Origin of the sequence: Allobaculum sp. JKK-2023, from assembly GCF_034745455.1 — a bacterium.
In the GTDB taxonomy this organism is placed as follows: domain Bacteria; phylum Bacillota_I; class Bacilli_A; order Erysipelotrichales; family Erysipelotrichaceae; genus Allobaculum.
In genome coordinates, this window is sequence record NZ_JAYERV010000003.1 from 1,706,452 (window position 1) to 1,725,020 (window position 18,569).

The window sequence follows — 18,569 nt, forward strand, 5'->3', positions numbered from 1 at the left end:
ATGCAGGGAAATCTATAACATTACCAGAAAGACTACCCGGAATTTTGTCTTTCTGTTCTGCTAACATCAATGTCATTTAGCTTAGTTTTTGTCCACCATCCGTGTACAGATGGTGGATTTTATGTTTTCTGGTTTAACGAAAATTAACTTTGACAATAACTTCATAATTATCTAATTTAATCCTTATCACGTTGAAAACATAACTTTATAAGGAGGAAAATATGGCAACTAAAGTTACTTCGCCGTCCGCGATTTATCAAAAATTCATGAAATCCCTTGAGGAATTTGCCTACAAACAGGAGAAGATTCTTGCTTCTGAAACAGGAGCTTTCTCACGCAGTCATTATCGATCATCAAAAATAAACTTATTCCATTTCCTGAATACATCCATTATCGGGAATGGGGCAACACTCTCTGATTTGTCCATGAACTATTTCGGCATGGGCAGTGTAAGACCATCTGCTTCAGCACTTGTTCAGACAAAAACCAAAACTCCAGTCAGCGTATTTTCAGCACTGCACAAAACCACATTGGCACTTTATTCCATGGATAAAAAATATAAAGAACACAGGGTAATCGCTTTTGACGGAACCAATGAACCTGTTGCGCCAAATGAAGATGAACCTGACTACATCATTTATACCAAGAACAAGGAAAACATTATCCGGGCCGGTATTCACGTTAACGCAGCCTATGACGTACTTAATGACAAATTTTTAGCCATCGTCACTCAAGACCAGAGGTCCAAAGACGAACGGGGCGCTGCTATGAAAATGGTCAAGGAGATTCATGAAGCTTATCCTGGCGAGACATTTCTCTTTGTCATGGACAGAGGGTATTTCTCTTACCCATTATGTAAGCTTATTGAATCCTTAGGGCACAAATACCTCATACGTATGAAAGAACGAGAGTATAGCTGCCTGACTTATACAGAGCTTGACCATACAGAAGACCAGCAGATCAGCCGCATTCTTACCCACCACCAAAGAAAAAGAGAAAAAGAAAACCCCCAGATGAAATACCTGGTCAAAAAATCAATGAGACAGATTGATCCAGAATCTGAATTTATTGATTTTGACTGCAGGGTGGTAGCTATCGAGATTGGCGACAACGTCTGGGAAGGACTGATTACCAATCTGGATGAAGCAGAATTTCCTCCGGAGGCTCTTGGATTTATTTACCACCTAAGGTGGCGAATCGAGCAGAGTTTCTCCTGGCTTAAATATGGAATAGGAATGAAACGTATCCACTCGATAAAAGCAGAATACATCATTCAGGAGATTTATTCATCCCTTATCTTCTACAATCTGGTTTCCGAGATCAAAAAGTGTGTTCTTGAATCATCTCAATCAGATAATAAAGAAGAGAATCAGACAACTTATGAATACCAAATCAATACAACTAAGGCGATACGGGCTATCAGGAACACGTTCACCCCGAAGTGGACGAAGAATCGAACGATTCGTCAAATTACAAAAGCGGAGTTTCAGGCTCTGACTGAGGAGCTGCTCAGAGAAAAACTACCTGTTCGACCAGAGAGGAGCTTCAAACGAAATCTCCATCCCAATCGTTTGATATGGTTCACTTACCGATAAGTGCGTTATACGCGCATTTAATGAATGTTATGTGCTTGTTAATTTCTTAAAAGCAGCTCTTATCAAAGAGTTGTTTTTAGTGCACCTATTTGGACGAATACATCCAGATTAATCAATATATTTTGTGCTTATTTGGTGCATATGAATGGATGAGGACCGGATTCAGTCTCGATCATTCACTTTGTCTTCAATTTTGAGACAAAGTTTAAAGTCATATTTTTCTAGCTAAATGACATTGCTGCTAACATAGTGTTTCTAAGAGATGGTTTAAAACGTTTTCCATGGCCTGTTCCTGAAGAATTTCAGGTTTGTCAAGCACCCCGCCATGGATGGTCTGCATGACTTCTAAGTTTTCCATCATCTGCCTATATTCTGCAGCCGCTGATAAAAGCGGTCCGTAATAATTGCCGGCAGATTCGAGCTGTCTGACGTCGTCTTCAGGCATCATTGAGATGAGCATCGTCGGTGCACCAAGGTCGGCCAGAACTTTTTCATCGCTTTCCGGCAGGGATGAGAGGGGATGAAGATGGTATTTCTTCTTCATTCTTCTTTCCATCATTCTCCGGAACGGCGCTGAAAATTTACCTTTCCTGATTCTGATTGTTTCTGTATTTCCAACCCCGCAGGTATCGAGAACGATCACTGCTAAGGGCTGCAGTCCTGGAAACTGTTCTTTCCAGTTTTTCTCGAACAGCGCGGCACCAGTGTGGCCCGTTTCTTCTCCATCTGTGAAGAGAGCCTGTAAACCAGGCTGTCTTTGCAAAAGATGGATGAGTATGCTGACGGATGACAGGTTGTCATTAGCGCCGCTGCTGCCTGAAAGGACATCATAGTGGGCGCACAGGATCGGGGTGTTTCCATCCGGAATCAATTTTCCCGCTATGATGTTTGTTGCCTGTTCATTTTCCTGAAGCTTGAAGTCAATGGCTTTTTCTTTTAAGCAGTCGAGAATTGCGTTTCTTCTCGCTTCATGGTCTGCCTGCTCTGAAAGGAAAGAGGCTGTTTCTTTTAATCTGTACGACATGTTTCTGCCATATTTCATACAGAAACTGCCTGCAGGGACTCTTGTTCAAAGCTCTGAGATTCTTTGGCGGCGGCTATCATTTCGTCGTAAAGAGCGCTGGCTGCTTTGGCAGAGTATCCGTAAACCAGGAATGCATCAAGGAGGTAGGCGCTGAAATTCAGATGGTTCATTCTTTCTGCGAAGGCCATCGCTGCAATTTCGCTGAGCACTGCGATCGGGCTTTTGTTTTCAACAGGGCCGATTTTCCAGAGGCTGATCCGGTAAGATTCGCTCCAGATACTTTTATCTCTTTGCTCTAAGACATGATAAAGTTCGTGAGCGATCAGGATATCTTTGATTTCGGTTCCTTCTGGCAGCCATTTTGGCATTGTTTCGCTTTTGTTAATCAGCGCGCCTTTTTCAAGGCCGTCTTTGTAAACCCGGACTGTATTGGGTTCAGCAAATTCCGCAAACAGGATTCTGCTTTTTGCCTGCGGCATCTGCGGGTATTCCACTTTGAGGTTCAGTTTCTGGGCGAGTTCTTCAGGTTTAATGTCTCCGTATATTTCAAAGATTTTGTCCGCTTGTTGTTTTCCGCACTCCAGCGCTGAGAGATAGAAGTCCATACGTTGGGCATCGGAGAAACGGCCATTCATCGGTTCTCTGGAAAAGGCATATTTCCACCAGTTTTCCTTGGGGATCCTCGACAGGTCTCGGATAAGGACCTCAGGTTTTTTAATACTGATATTGGGAAGTTCGAACTCTGTTTTTCCCATCAGAGACTTTGAGAGCCGCTTGACGTAGTTTCTGCTTTTTTCTTTCCAATCAGAAGAGGTCATTGCAATCACCTACTACGATGATCTTTTCTTCCGGCTGGCGTCCCTGGACATCCAGGTTCATCAGGAGCTTGTTCTGATCAAGATCCACCGCGCTGTAGTCGCATACTCTCGGTCCGACACAGAGGTAGTAATCCGGACGAAGGATCGTTTCAGATTTATAGATTGCGAGATCTTCCCACATCTCGTCGACTGCTTTGTGGTATTCTTTGGCAGTCATGCAGACGGCTTTGGCATTGGAATTCTGTACGCGGATAAAGCCTTTCTTATCGACAATCCGGACAGGCGTCTTGTCGCCTTTCTTTCCAGTGAAGACATAGAAATTGTCAGTTTTGCAGGCCAAGTCAATGTCGGTTACATCCGGTCCGAAATCTGCAGCAGCAAGTTCTCTGGCTTCAGATTCACTGCATTCTTTAAGCAGATCGGTTGTCTTGACTTCTGTCGAGCCGGTTGCGATTGCCGTGACTTTACCGGACTGGTTGTCAATTTCAATATGGACTTCCACCGTATCAGGAGCTGCACCGGAATTAATGCAGGCATCTGCTGCTTCTTTTCTCAGGGCTGCAATATCGGATTCTACCGGGTTCGGGATTACACGTTCGATGACATCGCGGACCATGGCCAGGGAAACACCGATGGAAGAAATGACTTCTGCATTTTCCGGGATGGAATACTGCAGGCCCATTTTCTTTGCACAATACGGAACGAGGGAAGCAGCGCCACCGCCGCATCCGACAAGCTTCATTGCGTCATGGTCGAGGTGATATTTTTCCGCAAGGGAATTGATGCAGGCGCTGACTTTTTCATAGTCTTTTTCGAGAATTCTGGTGGCCAGGTCTTCGACGGTAATACCCAGCTTGTCAGCAACTGGCTGCATGGCTTTTCTTGCACTTTCGGCATTGCCGTGCGCGAAGTATTTTTCGTCGATCAGGCCTAAAACGTTAGCTGCATCGGTATTGGTGAAGGTAATGCGTTTTCCGTTCTCCAAGACGAGAACGACATAATCACAGGGATCGCCGGGTTTTGGGGAGACCAGTTCAATTTTTGGATTCACGATTTCTTCTGGATCGGTGAAGCAGGCATATTCGCAGCCAGCGATATGAGCGGAACGTGGTCCAACGTCGACAACGTCTTTATCGCTGATGCGGACCATGGAGCCGCCGGCGCATCCAAGGATGCGGACATCCAGGGAGTTAATATAAGTGTCGTGGCCGCCGATCTTGGCATAGTCAACACCTGGGCGTCCGTTTTTAATGACTCCGATGTTTGTGGTCGTACCACCAACTTCGAAATAAATCGCATTGGAAGCACGCAGGTACATCAGAGATCCCATAACGGAAGCAGCAGGACCGGAAAGAGCGGTTAAAATTGGGCGCTTGCGCATTTCGGAGATTTCCATAACGCCGCCGTCGCCGCGCATGATCATCAGCGGCACTTTTACACCGGCGTTTTTAACGGATTCTTCTGTTGCATTCGCAGTGGCGACCATTTTTGGAAGAATTGAAGCGTTGATGGCTGCCGTTCTGGTTCTTCTGGTTAATCCGTACAGTTTTGTGATGTCAGATCCCATGGTGACTGGCAGTCCTAAGGCGGTTGCCTCATCATAGATCATTTTTTCTTCATCTTGGCTGTCTACACCAAATGCCATGGAGGCAACCAGCACGTGCGCGTTTTTCGCTTTGAGGGATGTGATGGCATCCTGGATGGACTTCTTGGAGAGTTTTTTCTTTGGAATATACTCGTTGCAGATTGGAATTTTCTTTCCTGTTTTTTCATCAAGAATGATATCTTTGAGTGTCAGCTGTCTTTTGGCGAGGAATCCTTCAAGTCCGCCGCCGGCTACACCGATTACACCTACTTGGGCGACGTCGCCTTCGATAAAGGCGTTGGTGGCCTGGGTAGTAGAGTGCGCGACGAATACAACATCGTCAGGAGAGATCCCATTTTCTCTCAGGCAGTTTTCAAACGACTGCACAACACCGCGCGCTACGCCTTCTTTGGCGTCGTGGGTTGTCTTTACTTCATTCTTGCCGATAATTTCATGTGTTTCATTGTCCATGGCGACACACTTCGTATAAGTTCCACCTACATCAATTCCCATTCTTACCTTTCGGCCGGTCTGAGTCATCATCATTTCCTCCTGTATGTTTTCTATATATGTGTTTTATGGATTTTCCCTTTTTTAGAATTAGGTAAAGTAGTTTACTATACTTTTTTAATAAAAGAGGAATTATTATTCCTCAAATAATAGGTATTCGATACTCTGTGTTTCTTTTTTGTTTGCTTTTAGGATTGGCTGTTTTAGACCTTCATAATTGATCGCGTTAGGGTAGAACTCCGGTTCAAAGCAGAATCTTTCCTGACGTCCGTAATTTACACCGTTATGTCCGGTATAGTTTCCGTTTAAGAAGTTACCGGTATAGAAGTGAACACCAGGCAAATCCGAGCGGACCACCAGTTTCAGGCCGTTGGCTTGCGCACTTCCCATTTTCCTCATGCCTTCGCCGGGAATGTTGAAATGGTGATCAAATCCCTGGGTCATCACAACCTGCGCATCGTCTGTATCTAATGCTTTTTCCAGTACTTTCGGTTCTGTGAAGTCAAACGTAGTTCCAGCGCATTCGACATAAGTGCCGTCTGCTGTGCCATCTTCCAGATTTGGGGCGTATACATCGGCTGGGATTTCAATTACATGCCCAAGCACGCTCCCTTTACCGTTCAGGTTAAAATACGAGTGGTTCGTAATCCCGAACAGCGTGTCCGCATCAGCGGTCCCGGAAGTATCAATCCGGATGCCATCCTCTAATAAGGTATAGATAATTTCGACCTCCAGATTTCCAGGGTATCCTTCATCACCGTCTTCCGAAAGTGCTGTAAAAACAATCTGGTTGTCTGCTGTTTCTTCACCCATAAAGAGCCGTTTATCAAATCCGTTTTCACCGCCATGCAGGGAGTTCCCCCCTTTGTTGGCAGTAACATGGTATTCTTTGCAGTTCAGCGTGAATTTTGCGTCTTTGATCCGGTTGGCCACGCGCCCGATCATCGAACCAAAGTGAGCTGTGTGATTCACATAATTTTCGGCATTATCGAATCCAGCGACCAATTCAAGGCTTTTGGGCTTATAAATCCAGGAAACGATCGTGGCTCCATAATCGGAGAGTGAAAGCCGAAAGTTTTCATTTTCCAAGATAAAGAGTGAAGTCTCTTCGCCTTTTTTGTTTCTTCCAAAGTCATTTTTCATTTTCTTTGTACCTGAATGGATAAGTTAACTAGTTTACATTTGGCCTTTTTAGCCACATTTCTCCCATCTCCTTAAAAAATGCCGTTTCCCTGCAGAATGGAAAATCAGGGAAGAGAGTCAGAGATTTGAAGAATCCGGCATAAAAATAAGACCGGAAGATCATCTGTGTAAAACACTATGTAATAATTTACATAATGTTTACAGGGGAATCCGCCTGGTAAAAAGCATTTCTGAAAAACTGTAATGGATAAAGAAGAACCAATCGTTGAAGAATCCGGTCATACTTTTCTGGTTTTTAGAAATTACAGGCAGTTTTCTCAAATATAAACTAGTTTACTTTTGGAGAAAAAATTTTATATCCCGATTTGGTGTCTGCTAAGGAGCAGAGTGATAGAAAAGGGGATCTTACGCAAATGTAGTTTTTAACACTAGTGATCAGTAGAAGCCTCTCATTCTGACTATTTCTCATTCATGATCATTGTTTAAATGACCGTTTTGTCTTCCCAACGTGATTTTTCAATCCAGTCTGCTAACAAAGTTCTGGCATTTAATCCACCACACGTTATACTAGATTGGGCATAAAACTTATGGAACAGGTGTTCAATGTTGGCTCTGCCAAACATGGTACGTTTGACAAGCTTATAGCGGCAGTTGCCGCCTTCAACGAACCCGCTGCTATGCTCATAGGATATTGCGTTCTTGACCGGCGCAATATCTTTTTTTATGCCGTTTATAAAGCCTTGGATTCTACTCTCCTCATATTTGGTACAGAACCAGTCAAGTTTATCTGGATTGTCTCCCATCAATGTCTCATGGAAATCCTTCCAGAGCTGATCGCAGAATCTCACTGCAGGATACTTATCCAGAATCTGTTCGTACACTTTCGCAACTTCAGTCTCCTTCATCTTGTCCCGATCGCTGGTTACCATGTATTTCACGATGTCGTAGCGTTTGACCTGAACCGCTTCAGTGCCCCTGTCATAGTCAAAAGGCTTTATGAGTTCGTCTTTGAGATGAGTATTCTTCATCTGATGAATATAATGCAAGACCGTACCATAACAGGCCTTGCATCCTTTAGATTGCAGGTATGAATAGATGACAGCGGGTTTATGGCCATCAATAACCATTTTATAAATTATATTGGTATAGTTATCCATGTCTGTCTTATACTTTGGTCGCTTTCTAACCTCTTTTATTCCTTCAACTTCCTCTTCCGTCATCTTCAGGTATTTTTTTAAAGTCGGATAGGAGATGTCATATTTCTCCTGAAAATCCTTGAACTTAGGCTTCACGGTCTCAGCCCATTCTTTTCGCAAAGAACAGATCATTGCGTACTTATCAGAACAGACTTTTGCCTGTCTTTCATACTGTTCTGCGTAAAAATCGTCACTTTTGGCTTTGTCTTTGATGATCTGGCAGTTTGTTTCGGCAACGGGTGTATTGTCATATTCCACTTTTTCTGCAACAGCAGGCGCGGCTTTCTCTGTCTCAGGTTTTACTGAAGTAATCTCTCCATCCTTTACATAGAGTGTAGATGGAATTTCACACTTCAAAATATCCTTAATACGGCCTACAAGATTCTGGAATAAGTGGAAACGGTCTGCTATCTGAGTACAGTCTGGCAAGATCTCAGAAATCGCTGAAGCAAAAGCGGAAGCACGATCACGGGTTACAATCTTAACCTTCTGGTGTTTTTTCAGCCACTCCTTAAGTGCCTGGCCATCTCTTCCATCAAGCAGCGCAATAACCTGGTGCGTTTTCAGATCGTAAATAGCTGTGTGGTAGGTTCGCCCTTTTCTGGAACTGACGTCATCGACACCAATGGCCTTGATATCAGGGTTATCTACGATTGTAATGTTTTTGTAGATTCTGGTGATGGTATCATGGCAGACATCAATGCCCATGGACTGGCACACGTGTGCTGCCACATTTGCCGAGCAGAAGAGTGAAATAGACAGCAGAAAAACAGTAAGTTCGTCACTTTTCCGCTGATTAAAGCGGTATCCCTTGACAGGAAGCACAAAAGTAACTTTCTTACCATGCTTATTGAAGTAGACAAGGCGTTCCTGGCGAATATGAACATAAGCAGTCTGGCCTCCAACAGGCATGATCTGACAGATGCGTTCCTGATATCCATTTGTGGAAATACATTTTTCACCGTTTGGTCCACTGATTTTCCCGGTTTCTGGAGCATGAATACGAAAAAAGTGGAGGCAGCCATACTTGTCCCGATAATCCTGTCGGTCAGCGTCTTTAATCAAATCTTCACCAAAGAGAGAGGACTCAATATCGTGAACAGGCTTATTCTCTTCGTGAATACGGATAAAACTCAGTTTGTTCATTGTCACCACAGTCCTTTCAGAAACCCCTTAAAGAGCATGAAATTCTATGATAATGAAATAAGCAATAATGAGCAATAAGGTTATTGATTATAGATGCTTAACAAACCTAATAAAGATAATTAATTTATTTAAATGATCAAAAAAGGGACTGTCATTGCGGACAATCCCTACTGATCACCAGTGTTAAAAACTACATTTGCGTAAGAACCATATTTGGATCTTACGCAAATGTAGTTTTTAACACTAGTGATCAGTAGAAGCCTCTCATTCTGACTATTTCTCATTCATGATCATTGTTTAAATGACCGTTTTGTCTTCCCAACGTGATTTTTCAATCCAGTCTGCTAACAAAGTTCTGGCATTTAATCCACCACACGTTATACTAGATTGGGCATAAAACTTATGGAACAGGTGTTCAATGTTGGCTCTGCCAAACATGGTACGTTTGACAAGCTTATAGCGGCAGTTGCCGCCTTCAACGAACCCGCTGCTATGCTCATAGGATATTGCGTTCTTGACCGGCGCAATATCTTTTTTTATGCCGTTTATAAAGCCTTGGATTCTACTCTCCTCATATTTGGTACAGAACCAGTCAAGTTTATCTGGATTGTCTCCCATCAATGTCTCATGGAAATCCTTCCAGAGCTGATCGCAGAATCTCACTGCAGGATACTTATCCAGAATCTGTTCGTACACTTTCGCAACTTCAGTCTCCTTCATCTTGTCCCGATCGCTGGTTACCATGTATTTCACGATGTCGTAGCGTTTGACCTGAACCGCTTCAGTGCCCCTGTCATAGTCAAAAGGCTTTATGAGTTCGTCTTTGAGATGAGTATTCTTCATCTGATGAATATAATGCAAGACCGTACCATAACAGGCCTTGCATCCTTTAGATTGCAGGTATGAATAGATGACAGCGGGTTTATGGCCATCAATAACCATTTTATAAATTATATTGGTATAGTTATCCATGTCTGTCTTATACTTTGGTCGCTTTCTAACCTCTTTTATTCCTTCAACTTCCTCTTCCGTCATCTTCAGGTATTTTTTTAAAGTCGGATAGGAGATGTCATATTTCTCCTGAAAATCCTTGAACTTAGGCTTCACGGTCTCAGCCCATTCTTTTCGCAAAGAACAGATCATTGCGTACTTATCAGAACAGACTTTTGCCTGTCTTTCATACTGTTCTGCGTAAAAATCGTCACTTTTGGCTTTGTCTTTGATGATCTGGCAGTTTGTTTCGGCAACGGGTGTATTGTCATATTCCACTTTTTCTGGAACAGCAGGCGCGGCTTTCTCTGTCTCAGGTTTTACTGAAGTAATCTCTCCATCCTTTACATAGAGTGTAGATGGAATTTCACACTTCAAAATATCCTTAATACGGCCTACAAGATTCTGGAATAAGTGGAAACGGTCTGCTATCTGAGTACAGTCTGGCAAGATCTCAGAAATCGCTGAAGCAAAAGCGGAAGCACGATCACGGGTTACAATCTTAACCTTCTGGTGTTTTTTCAGCCACTCCTTAAGTGCCTGGCCATCTCTTCCATCAAGCAGCGCAATAACCTGGTGCGTTTTCAGATCGTAAATAGCTGTGTGGTAGGTTCGCCCTTTTCTGGAACTGACGTCATCGACACCAATGGCCTTGATATCAGGGTTATCTACGATTGTAATGTTTTTGTAGATTCTGGTGATGGTATCATGGCAGACATCAATGCCCATGGACTGGCACACGTGTGCTGCCACATTTGCCGAGCAGAAGAGTGAAATAGACAGCAGAAAAACAGTAAGTTCGTCACTTTTCCGCTGATTAAAGCGGTATCCCTTGACAGGAAGCACAAAAGTAACTTTCTTACCATGCTTATTGAAGTAGACAAGGCGTTCCTGGCGAATATGAACATAAGCAGTCTGGCCTCCAACAGGCATGATCTGACAGATGCGTTCCTGATATCCATTTGTGGAAATACATTTTTCACCGTTTGGTCCACTGATTTTCCCGGTTTCTGGAGCATGAATACGAAAAAAGTGGAGGCAGCCATACTTGTCCCGATAATCCTGTCGGTCAGCGTCTTTAATCAAATCTTCACCAAAGAGAGAGGACTCAATATCGTGAACAGGCTTATTCTCTTCGTGAATACGGATAAAACTCAGTTTGTTCATTGTCACCACAGTCCTTTCAGAAACCCCTTAAAGAGCATGAAATTCTATGATAATGAAATAAGCAATAATGAGCAATAAGGTTATTGATTATAGATGCTTAACAAACCTAATAAAGATAATTAATTTATTTAAATGATCAAAAAAGGGACTGTCATTGCGGACAATCCCTACTGATCACCAGTGTTAAAAACTACATTTGCGTAAGAACCAGAAAAGGCCCGGGATATTTTCTTCCTTTTCTTCTTTCATGTTTCACACTTGTAGTGTAAAACCTTACATAAAAAAAACGAGCATATAACGCTCAGAAAATTCACCAAAATTCGGGCTTCTTTTTCACATATTTATCCACGGAATTGCTGTCTCCCATAATTTCCAGCAATTTCTTTTACCTAAAAGGCGTGGTGAAAAGAGTGAGAAGGTCCAATGGCATTAGGCTGGAAAAATATGACTTCACACTTTGTCTAAAAAACCACAGGCAAAGTGGATGACGGAAACTGAATTTGCTGCAGTTCACGGAAGCCTTAAAGGAATTTCCCCAGAATGAGAGGGATGGCATGGCTCGTAAACCAGACACTCACGTGAAAGATCAACACAGGAATAAGTCGCTCCAAATAGGAAGATGACGAAGAAGGGATTTACGGTGGCTTTGAGATGCATTTTCTGAGGGCAATGTGGACAGACTCTTTTCTGGTCTTCGAGATTGAAAAGAATACCAGACGGACAAGAAAGAATCAAGGAGCGTATTTGATGACCTATACCTATCCAATCTTCCAGAAAATGTATGAAATGGGGATCATCCCCGCCGTGCTCTGGCAAAGGCTATGTGCAATGGCCAAATTCCCATTGCCGAAATCACTTATCGCACTCCCGCTGCCCAAAAAGCCATCAAGAAAATGAAAGACGCATGCCCTGAGATGATTGTTGGTGCTGGAACCATTCTGGCAATCGAACAGGCAGCTTCCGCCATTGAAGCCAGCACCCAGTTTTTAGTTGCACCCGGGCTGAATCCCGAAGTTGCCCGCTATGCTCAAAAACAAAATGTTCCGGTTATTCCGGGGATTTCCACCGCATCTGAAATCGAAACCGCTATGAACCTTGGACTAAGCGTCTGCAAATTCTTCCCAGCTGAACCCTGTGGCGGCCTGAAAACAATCAAAGTCTTTGGCGGTCCCTACAAAACCATGACCTACCTGCCAACAGGAGGTCTTAACAGCTCGAATATGAACGAATATCTGGCCTCTGACCTGATCTTTGCGATCGGCAGCACCTGGATGGTTCCTCAGGAACTGATCAGCGAACAGAAATTTGATGAGATCGAGAAACTGTGCCACGAAGCTGTTGTTAAGATGCTCGATCTGCACATCGTTCACTTTGCGGTGAACGTTCCCGATGACAAAGCACTTGAACAAGCCACCCAGCTGGCCGACCTTTTCCAGGTCGACGTCCGGCCCATCAGTGCCGGTTATTTTGCAGGTGATCTTGTCGAAGTCCTTGGCAAAACTAAAATTGGAACCCATGACCATATTGCGATTGGGACACCAAATGTAGAACGAGCCATCGCCTTCTACCTGCGTAAAAGCTATACGTTCGATGAATCCTCTATCAAACGAAACCAGGCAGGCAAGATTACCCTTGTCTACTTCAAAGACGGAATTGCTGGCTTTAAATTTCACCTGATTCAAAGCATCAGATAGCATGCCCCCAGCCATCGGCCAGATTAGCCATCCATTCTATCAGCTCTAAGAAAACCTCAAACAAAAAAATCCCTGAAGAATATTGGATTTCTCCTTTATTCTTCAGGGATTTACTTTCGTCTGGCGACTTCCTATTTTTGCTTTTACACTATCGTCGGCGTTCAATGGCTTAACGGCCGTGTTCGAGATGGGAACGGGTGTGACCCATTGGCTATCGTCACCATACTTGATTTGAGTTCCTGCTTTACCAGGACAGCTTTGCCTCCTGTTTTTTGCATTCGCTCATTGACATGAATCTTTCAAAAACAAACACCAGCTTCGACATAACCTTGGTTACAGTTATGATTAGATCATTTCTGATCGTTTACTTCTTATTACCGCCTGTCTGTGATTTTGAATGATTCTGGAATCATTGTCTTTAACTTGCGTCTTTGACTCTGGTTCCATATCCTTCATCAATTCTTCATCACTCCAACAGGCGCTCTCGTTATCTTAGATTAAGCTTTCGACCGATTAGTACTGGCCAACTTCATTACTCACGTAACTTCCATACCCAGCCTATTTCCTTGTAGTCTTCAAGGGGTCTTATCTACCGCAGATCTTATCTTGGGGCTGGCTTCGCACTTAGATGCTTTCAGCGCTTATCCATTCCCTGCTTGGCTGCCCGGCTGTGCCACTGGCGTGACAACCGATGCACCATTGGCAGGTCCATCCCGGTCCTCTCGTACTGAGGACAGCTCCCCTCAGATCTCCTGCGCCCACAACAGATAGGGACCGAACTGTCTCACGACGTTCTGAACCCAGCTCGCGTACCGCTTTAATGGGCGGACAGCCCAACCCTTGGAACCGAATCCAGCTCCAGGATGCGATGAGCCGACATCGAGGTGCCAAACCCCGCCGTCGATGTGAACTCTTGGGCGGGATCAGCCTGTTATCCCCAGGGTAGCTTTTATCCGTTGAGCGACGGCCCTTCCATTCGGCACCGCCGGATCACTAATCCCGACTTTCGTCCCTGCTCCACTTGTTGGTGTCGCAGTCAGGCGCGCTTATGCATTTACACTCTCTGTCTGGTTTCCATCCAGACTGAACGCACCTTTGGGCGCCTCCGTTACTCTTTAGGAGGCGACCGCCCCAGTCAAACTGCCCGCCTGGCACTGTCTGTAAGATTCTCTCTTCACGTTAGGGCTTCAAATCATCAGGGGCGGTATCCCAACGGCGGCTCCAAAGAAACTGGCGTTCCTTCTTCATAGCCTCCCGCCTATCCTGTACATGATCATCCAAAACCCAATACCAGGCTGCAGTAAAGCTCCATGGGGTCTTTCCGTCTAGTTGCGGGTAACCTGCATTTTCACAGGTACTAAGATTTCACCGAGTCTGCTGCCGAGACAGCGCCCAAATCGTTTCACCTTTCGTGCGGGTCAGAACTTACCTGACAAGGAATTTCGCTACCTTAGGACCGTTATAGTTACGGCCGCCGTTCACTGGGGCTTCGGACCACTGCTTCTCCCTGCGGATAACAGATCCCCTTAACCTTCCAGCACCGGGCAGGTGTCACCCCATATACTTCGCCTTGCGGCTTTGCATAGAGCTGTGTTTTAGTTAAACAGTCGCTTGGGCCTTTTCACTGCGGCTCTCTCGAGCGCCCCTTCTTGCGAACGTACGGGGCAATTTTGCCGAGTTCCTTGGCAACAGTTCTCTCGCTCACCTTCGCTTGCTCAGCGCGCCCACCTGTGTCGGTTTTGGTACGGGCCGCAATAAAGTTTAAGCTAGAAGCTTTTCTTGAAAGCCGCTCCATGTGCTTGGCTACTTTCTTTCGATTTCGCTTACCCTTCACGCTCTGTACGCATTGATCCGGATTTGCCTGGATCCGTACTGCCGCGCTTGGCCCTCAATCCATTAAGAGGGTCACACTTCCCGTCTTTGTCACTCCATCGCCTTTATTGCGGGTGCAGGAATCTTCGCCTGCTTTCCATCTGCTTCGCCTGTCGGCTTATCATTAGGTCCCGACTGACCCAGGGCGGACGAACCTTCCCCTGGAATCCTTGGGCTTTCGGTGTGCAGGATTCTCACCTGCATCTCGCTACTCACACCGGCATTCTCACTTCCATGTCCTCCACAGACTCTCACGATTCTGCTTCCATGAACATGCAACGCTCCCCTACCATAAAAATCTTTCAATCCTTATCCGCGGCTTCGGCAGATGACTTAGCCCCGGTACATTTTCGGCGCAGGGCCACTCGACTAGTGAGCTGTTACGCACTCTTTAAAGGGTGGCTGCTTCTGAGCCAACCTCCTAGTTGTCCGTGCGTCCCCACATCCTTTTCCACTGAGTCATCATTTTGGGGCCTTAGCCGGCGGTCTGGGCTGTTTCCCTCTTGAGCATGGACCTTATCACCCACACTCTGACTGCCAACTTTTCTCCTTGCGGCATTCGAAGTTTGATTCCATTCAGTACCCCGGGATGGGGCCATCATGAATTCAGTGCTCTACCTCCGCTGGCTTGCGTTAACGCTAGCCCTAAAGCTATTTCGGGGAGAACCAGCTATCTCCGGGTTCGATTGGAATTTCTCCGCCAGCCACAGGTCATCCGCCAGCTTTTCAACGATGGTCGGTTCGGTCCTCCACAAAGTTTCACCTCTGCTTCAACCTGCCCATGGCTAGATCACCCGGTTTCGGGTCTGCTCCTGGCTACTTCATTCGCCCTGTTAAGACTCGCTTTCGCTTCGGCTTCGCATTTTCCTGCTTAACCTTGCATCCAAAAGCAGCTCGCCGGTTCATTCTACAAAAGGCACGCCATCACCCTTTGACGGGCTCTGACTTCTTGCAGGCATACGGTTTCAGGTTCTCTTTCACTCCGCTTGCGCGGTTCTTTTCACCTTTCCCTCACGGTACTTCTTCACTGTCGCTCACTCTTACTTATTCAGCCTTGGCGGATGGTCCCGCCTGCTTCCGACAGGATTTCACGTGTCCCGTCGTACTCAGGATCTCGCTGACTACTTCGCTTGCTTTCCAGTACAGGGATTTCACCTTCTGTGTCCGTGCTTTCCATCGCGTTCCTGTTCGCTCGCGTTTTGTCTGGTGCGCTCCTACAACCCCATATCGCTATGGTTTGGGCTAATTCCCTTTCGCTCGCCGCTACTCGGGAAATCACTGTTGTTTTCTTTTCCTCCGGCTACTTAGATGTTTCAGTTCACCGGGTTGCTCTCCATATTCAGAAATATGGATGACTGGATATGACTCCAGCCGGGTTCCCCCATTCGGATACCTGCGGATCGTCGCTTTCCTGACAGCTCCCCGCAGCTTTTCGCAGTCTGATGCGTCCTTCATCATTCAAGAGTGGCAAGGCATCCTCCGTACGCCCTTCCTTGCTTGATCTAGTTTCAAATATGCTTGTTTTTAACTATGCTTTTTCGAGATTTTTCTAATAAGAACTGTTAACTGTTTTCTGACTTGGTAAATCTTGTGACTTCAAAGATTGAATTTCTTCTCTCTTTTCAGTCGGTTACTTTCGTAACGTTGCTACTTACAACTTACGTCAGACCTTCTGTTATGTCTTATACTGATGTTCGTTTTTCAAAGATCCATGTTTTAGACTGTTTCTTCTGTACTTCTCTTTTGAACTTTGTTCTTCGAGAAGAAGATGAATTTCAGCCTGGAAGATCGCTCTTCCAAAACTCTGTTACAGACTCCAACTTAGTTACTTAATGCTTCCTTGTACTTTCTCCTTAGAAAGGAGGTGATCCATCCCCACGTTCCCGTAGGGATACCTTGTTACGACTTAACCCCAGTCATCGGCCCCGCCTTCGACGACTCACTCCTTTTCAGGTTATGCCATCGGCTTCGGGCGTTGCCGGCTTCCATGGTTTGACGGGCGGTGTGTACAAGGCCCGGGAACGTATTCACCGCGGCATGCTGATCCGCGATTACTAGCGATTCCAACTTCATGAAGTCGGGTTGCAGACTTCAATCCGAACTGGGACGCCTTTTCTCGGGTTCGCTCCACTTCACAGCTTCGCTTCCGTCTGTAGGCGCCATTGTAGTACGTGTGTAGCCCAGGCCATAAGGGGCATGATGATTTGACGTCATCCCCGCCTTCCTCCGGTTTGTCACCGGCAGTCTGATCTGAGTCCTCATCTTACTGGTAGTAACAGATCACGAGGGTTGCGCTCGTTGCCAGACTTAACTGAACATCTCACGACACGAGCTGACGACAACCATGCACCACCTGTGTGGATGATATCCTCCAACTTATCTCTAAGTCTTCGCATCCCATGTCAAGGCCTGGTAAGGTTCTTCGCGTTGCTTCGAATTAAACCACATACTCCACCGCTTGTGCGGGCCCCCGTCAATTCCTTTGAGTTTCACACTTGCGTGCATACTCCCCAGGCGGAGGAGTCATTGCGTTAGCTTCGGCACCGGGGCATTACCCCCGACACCTGCTCCTCATCGTTTAGGGCGTGGACTACTAGGGTATCTAATCCTATTTGCTCCCCACGCTTTCGTGCCTGAGCGTCAGTAACAGTCCAGGCGGCCGCCTTCGCCACTGGTGTTCTTCCATATATCTACGCATTTTACCGCTACACATGGAGTTCCACCGCCCTCTCCTGTCCTCGAGCGTGGCAGTTTCCAAAGCCTGTACAGGTTGAGCCCGTACCTTTCACTTCAGACTTGCCACGCCGCCTGCGCACCCTTTACGCCCAATCATTCCGGATAACGCTTGCCACCTACGTATTACCGCGGCTGCTGGCACGTAGTTAGCCGTGACTTTCTGGCAGGTTACTATCAAAAGAAAAGCATTTCCTCTTTCCTTCTTTTCTGACCTGCAACAGAGCTTTACGATCCGAAGACCTTCCTCACTCACGCGGCATTGCTCGTTCAGGCTTGCGCCCATTGACGAAAATTCCCTACTGCTGCCTCCCGCAGGAGTCTGGGCCGTGTCTCAGTCCCAGTGTGGCCGATCGCCCTCTCAGGCCGGCTATGCATCATCGTCTTGGTAGGCTTTTACCCTGCCAACTAACTAATGCACCGCAGATCCATTCATCTCCCAGGCTTTAAGGCCTGTTTCAAAAACAGAAGATGCCTTCTGTTTTCCTATGGGGTTTTAGACTTCGTTTCCAAAGCGTATCCCCCGGATATGGGCAGGTTATCTACGTGTTACTCACCCGTTCGCCACTGAACACAAAAGTGTTCCGTTCGACTTGCATGTATTAGGCATGCCGCCAGCGTTCATCCTGAGCCAGGATCAAACTCTCCATTTGATATTGACTCAACGCTATTGCGTTTATATTTCGTGAATTGATTATTGAAGTATTAAGTGTTGTTTCAAGAATCGACGTGTTAATTTCGAATATTGAATTGTCTGTAATCAGAGTTTTCAAAGAGCCATCTGTTTGTGAGTGAATCATTTTCCCTCACAAGGCTTGTTTATCTTACCATCAGCAGATCCAGAAGTCAACATCTTTTGTGAAATATTTTTAAGAATTTCACAATTGATGATTTCTTCGATATCTAGTGATGATCCGCACTGTCGGGAAGCCATTTCCCTTGCGCTCAACCATAGTAACACAACGGATACTGTGGATCAAGCCTTTTGTGAATAATTTTTATTTATTCACAAGATGTCGTTTCTGCCCTTTGAGGCTATGCTGTCCAACCAGATCCTGATGGATCGGTCTCGGCTTAGCCCTTGAACAAAAGCTTG

The 18,569-nt window shown here is 45.5% G+C and carries 8 protein-coding genes and 3 rRNA genes; 2 read left to right on the plus strand and 9 right to left on the minus strand.

Going from position 1 to position 18,569, the window contains the following annotated elements:
• Positions 1-221: 221 nt before the first annotated feature.
• On the plus strand, positions 222-1,595 hold the full coding sequence (locus tag U4956_RS06940) for an IS4 family transposase (RefSeq protein WP_323089682.1): 1,374 nt from the start codon (positions 222-224) through the stop codon (positions 1,593-1,595).
• 241 nt (positions 1,596-1,836) lie between these two features.
• Here the strand turns inward: U4956_RS06940 and U4956_RS06945 are convergent, their stop codons facing one another.
• The 6 genes from U4956_RS06945 to U4956_RS06970 all read right to left on the minus strand — a co-directional run bounded on the left by U4956_RS06945 (position 1,837) and on the right by U4956_RS06970 (position 11,174).
• A complete protein-coding gene (locus U4956_RS06945; RefSeq protein WP_323089813.1) occupies positions 1,837-2,619 on the minus strand; it encodes a M28 family peptidase in 783 nt (260 codons plus the stop codon).
• Positions 2,620-2,633: 14 nt separating this feature from the next.
• Positions 2,634-3,437: a hypothetical protein gene (locus U4956_RS06950; protein WP_323089814.1), complete on the minus strand. Its 804-nt coding sequence runs from the start codon at positions 3,435-3,437 to the stop codon at positions 2,634-2,636.
• Positions 3,424-5,565 (minus strand): hydantoinase/oxoprolinase family protein, encoded by a 2,142-nt coding sequence (locus U4956_RS06955; RefSeq protein ID WP_323089815.1) that lies wholly within the window; start codon positions 5,563-5,565, stop codon positions 3,424-3,426. Before U4956_RS06955 ends, U4956_RS06950 begins: the two co-directional genes overlap by 14 nt.
• Before the next feature lie 102 nt (positions 5,566-5,667).
• Positions 5,668-6,675, minus strand: coding sequence for an aldose epimerase family protein (locus tag U4956_RS06960; RefSeq protein ID WP_323089816.1), 1,008 nt, complete (start codon positions 6,673-6,675; stop codon positions 5,668-5,670).
• 482 nt (positions 6,676-7,157) lie between these two features.
• On the minus strand, positions 7,158-9,017 hold the full coding sequence (locus tag U4956_RS06965; protein ID WP_323088453.1) for an ISL3 family transposase: 1,860 nt from the start codon (positions 9,015-9,017) through the stop codon (positions 7,158-7,160).
• A 297-nt stretch (positions 9,018-9,314) separates the two neighbouring features.
• Complete coding sequence (locus U4956_RS06970; RefSeq protein ID WP_323089818.1) at positions 9,315-11,174, minus strand: ISL3 family transposase; 1,860 nt, start codon at positions 11,172-11,174, stop codon at positions 9,315-9,317.
• A gap of 809 nt (positions 11,175-11,983) precedes the next feature.
• Between U4956_RS06970 and eda the strand changes: the two genes are divergently transcribed.
• A complete protein-coding gene (gene eda / locus U4956_RS06975; RefSeq protein ID WP_323091472.1) occupies positions 11,984-12,868 on the plus strand; it encodes a bifunctional 4-hydroxy-2-oxoglutarate aldolase/2-dehydro-3-deoxy-phosphogluconate aldolase in 885 nt (294 codons plus the stop codon).
• A 118-nt stretch (positions 12,869-12,986) separates the two neighbouring features.
• Here the strand turns inward: eda and rrf are convergent.
• The 3 genes from rrf to U4956_RS06990 form a co-directional block, all read right to left on the minus strand.
• Positions 12,987-13,093 (minus strand): 5S ribosomal RNA (gene rrf / locus U4956_RS06980).
• A gap of 268 nt (positions 13,094-13,361) precedes the next feature.
• Positions 13,362-16,243 (minus strand): 23S ribosomal RNA (locus U4956_RS06985).
• Between the two features lie 354 nt (positions 16,244-16,597).
• Positions 16,598-18,126: ribosomal RNA gene (locus tag U4956_RS06990) — 16S ribosomal RNA — on the minus strand.
• Together the 16S, 23S and 5S rRNA genes form the textbook arrangement of a ribosomal RNA operon.
• Positions 18,127-18,569: the final 443 nt, after the last annotated feature.

Excerpts from the sequence above, each read along its gene's own strand:
- U4956_RS06940 (WP_323089682.1), top strand. The coding sequence starts at position 222 with ATGGCAACTAAAGTTACTTCGCCGTCCGCGATTTATCAAAAATTCATG.
- U4956_RS06945 (WP_323089813.1), bottom strand. The coding sequence starts at position 2,619 with ATGTCGTACAGATTAAAAGAAACAGCCTCTTTCCTTTCAGAGCAGGCA.
- U4956_RS06950 (WP_323089814.1), bottom strand. The coding sequence starts at position 3,437 with ATGACCTCTTCTGATTGGAAAGAAAAAAGCAGAAACTACGTCAAGCGG.
- U4956_RS06955 (WP_323089815.1), bottom strand. The coding sequence starts at position 5,565 with ATGATGACTCAGACCGGCCGAAAGGTAAGAATGGGAATTGATGTAGGT.
- U4956_RS06960 (WP_323089816.1), bottom strand. The coding sequence starts at position 6,675 with ATGAAAAATGACTTTGGAAGAAACAAAAAAGGCGAAGAGACTTCACTC.
- U4956_RS06965 (WP_323088453.1), bottom strand. The coding sequence starts at position 9,017 with ATGAACAAACTGAGTTTTATCCGTATTCACGAAGAGAATAAGCCTGTT.
- U4956_RS06970 (WP_323089818.1), bottom strand. The coding sequence starts at position 11,174 with ATGAACAAACTGAGTTTTATCCGTATTCACGAAGAGAATAAGCCTGTT.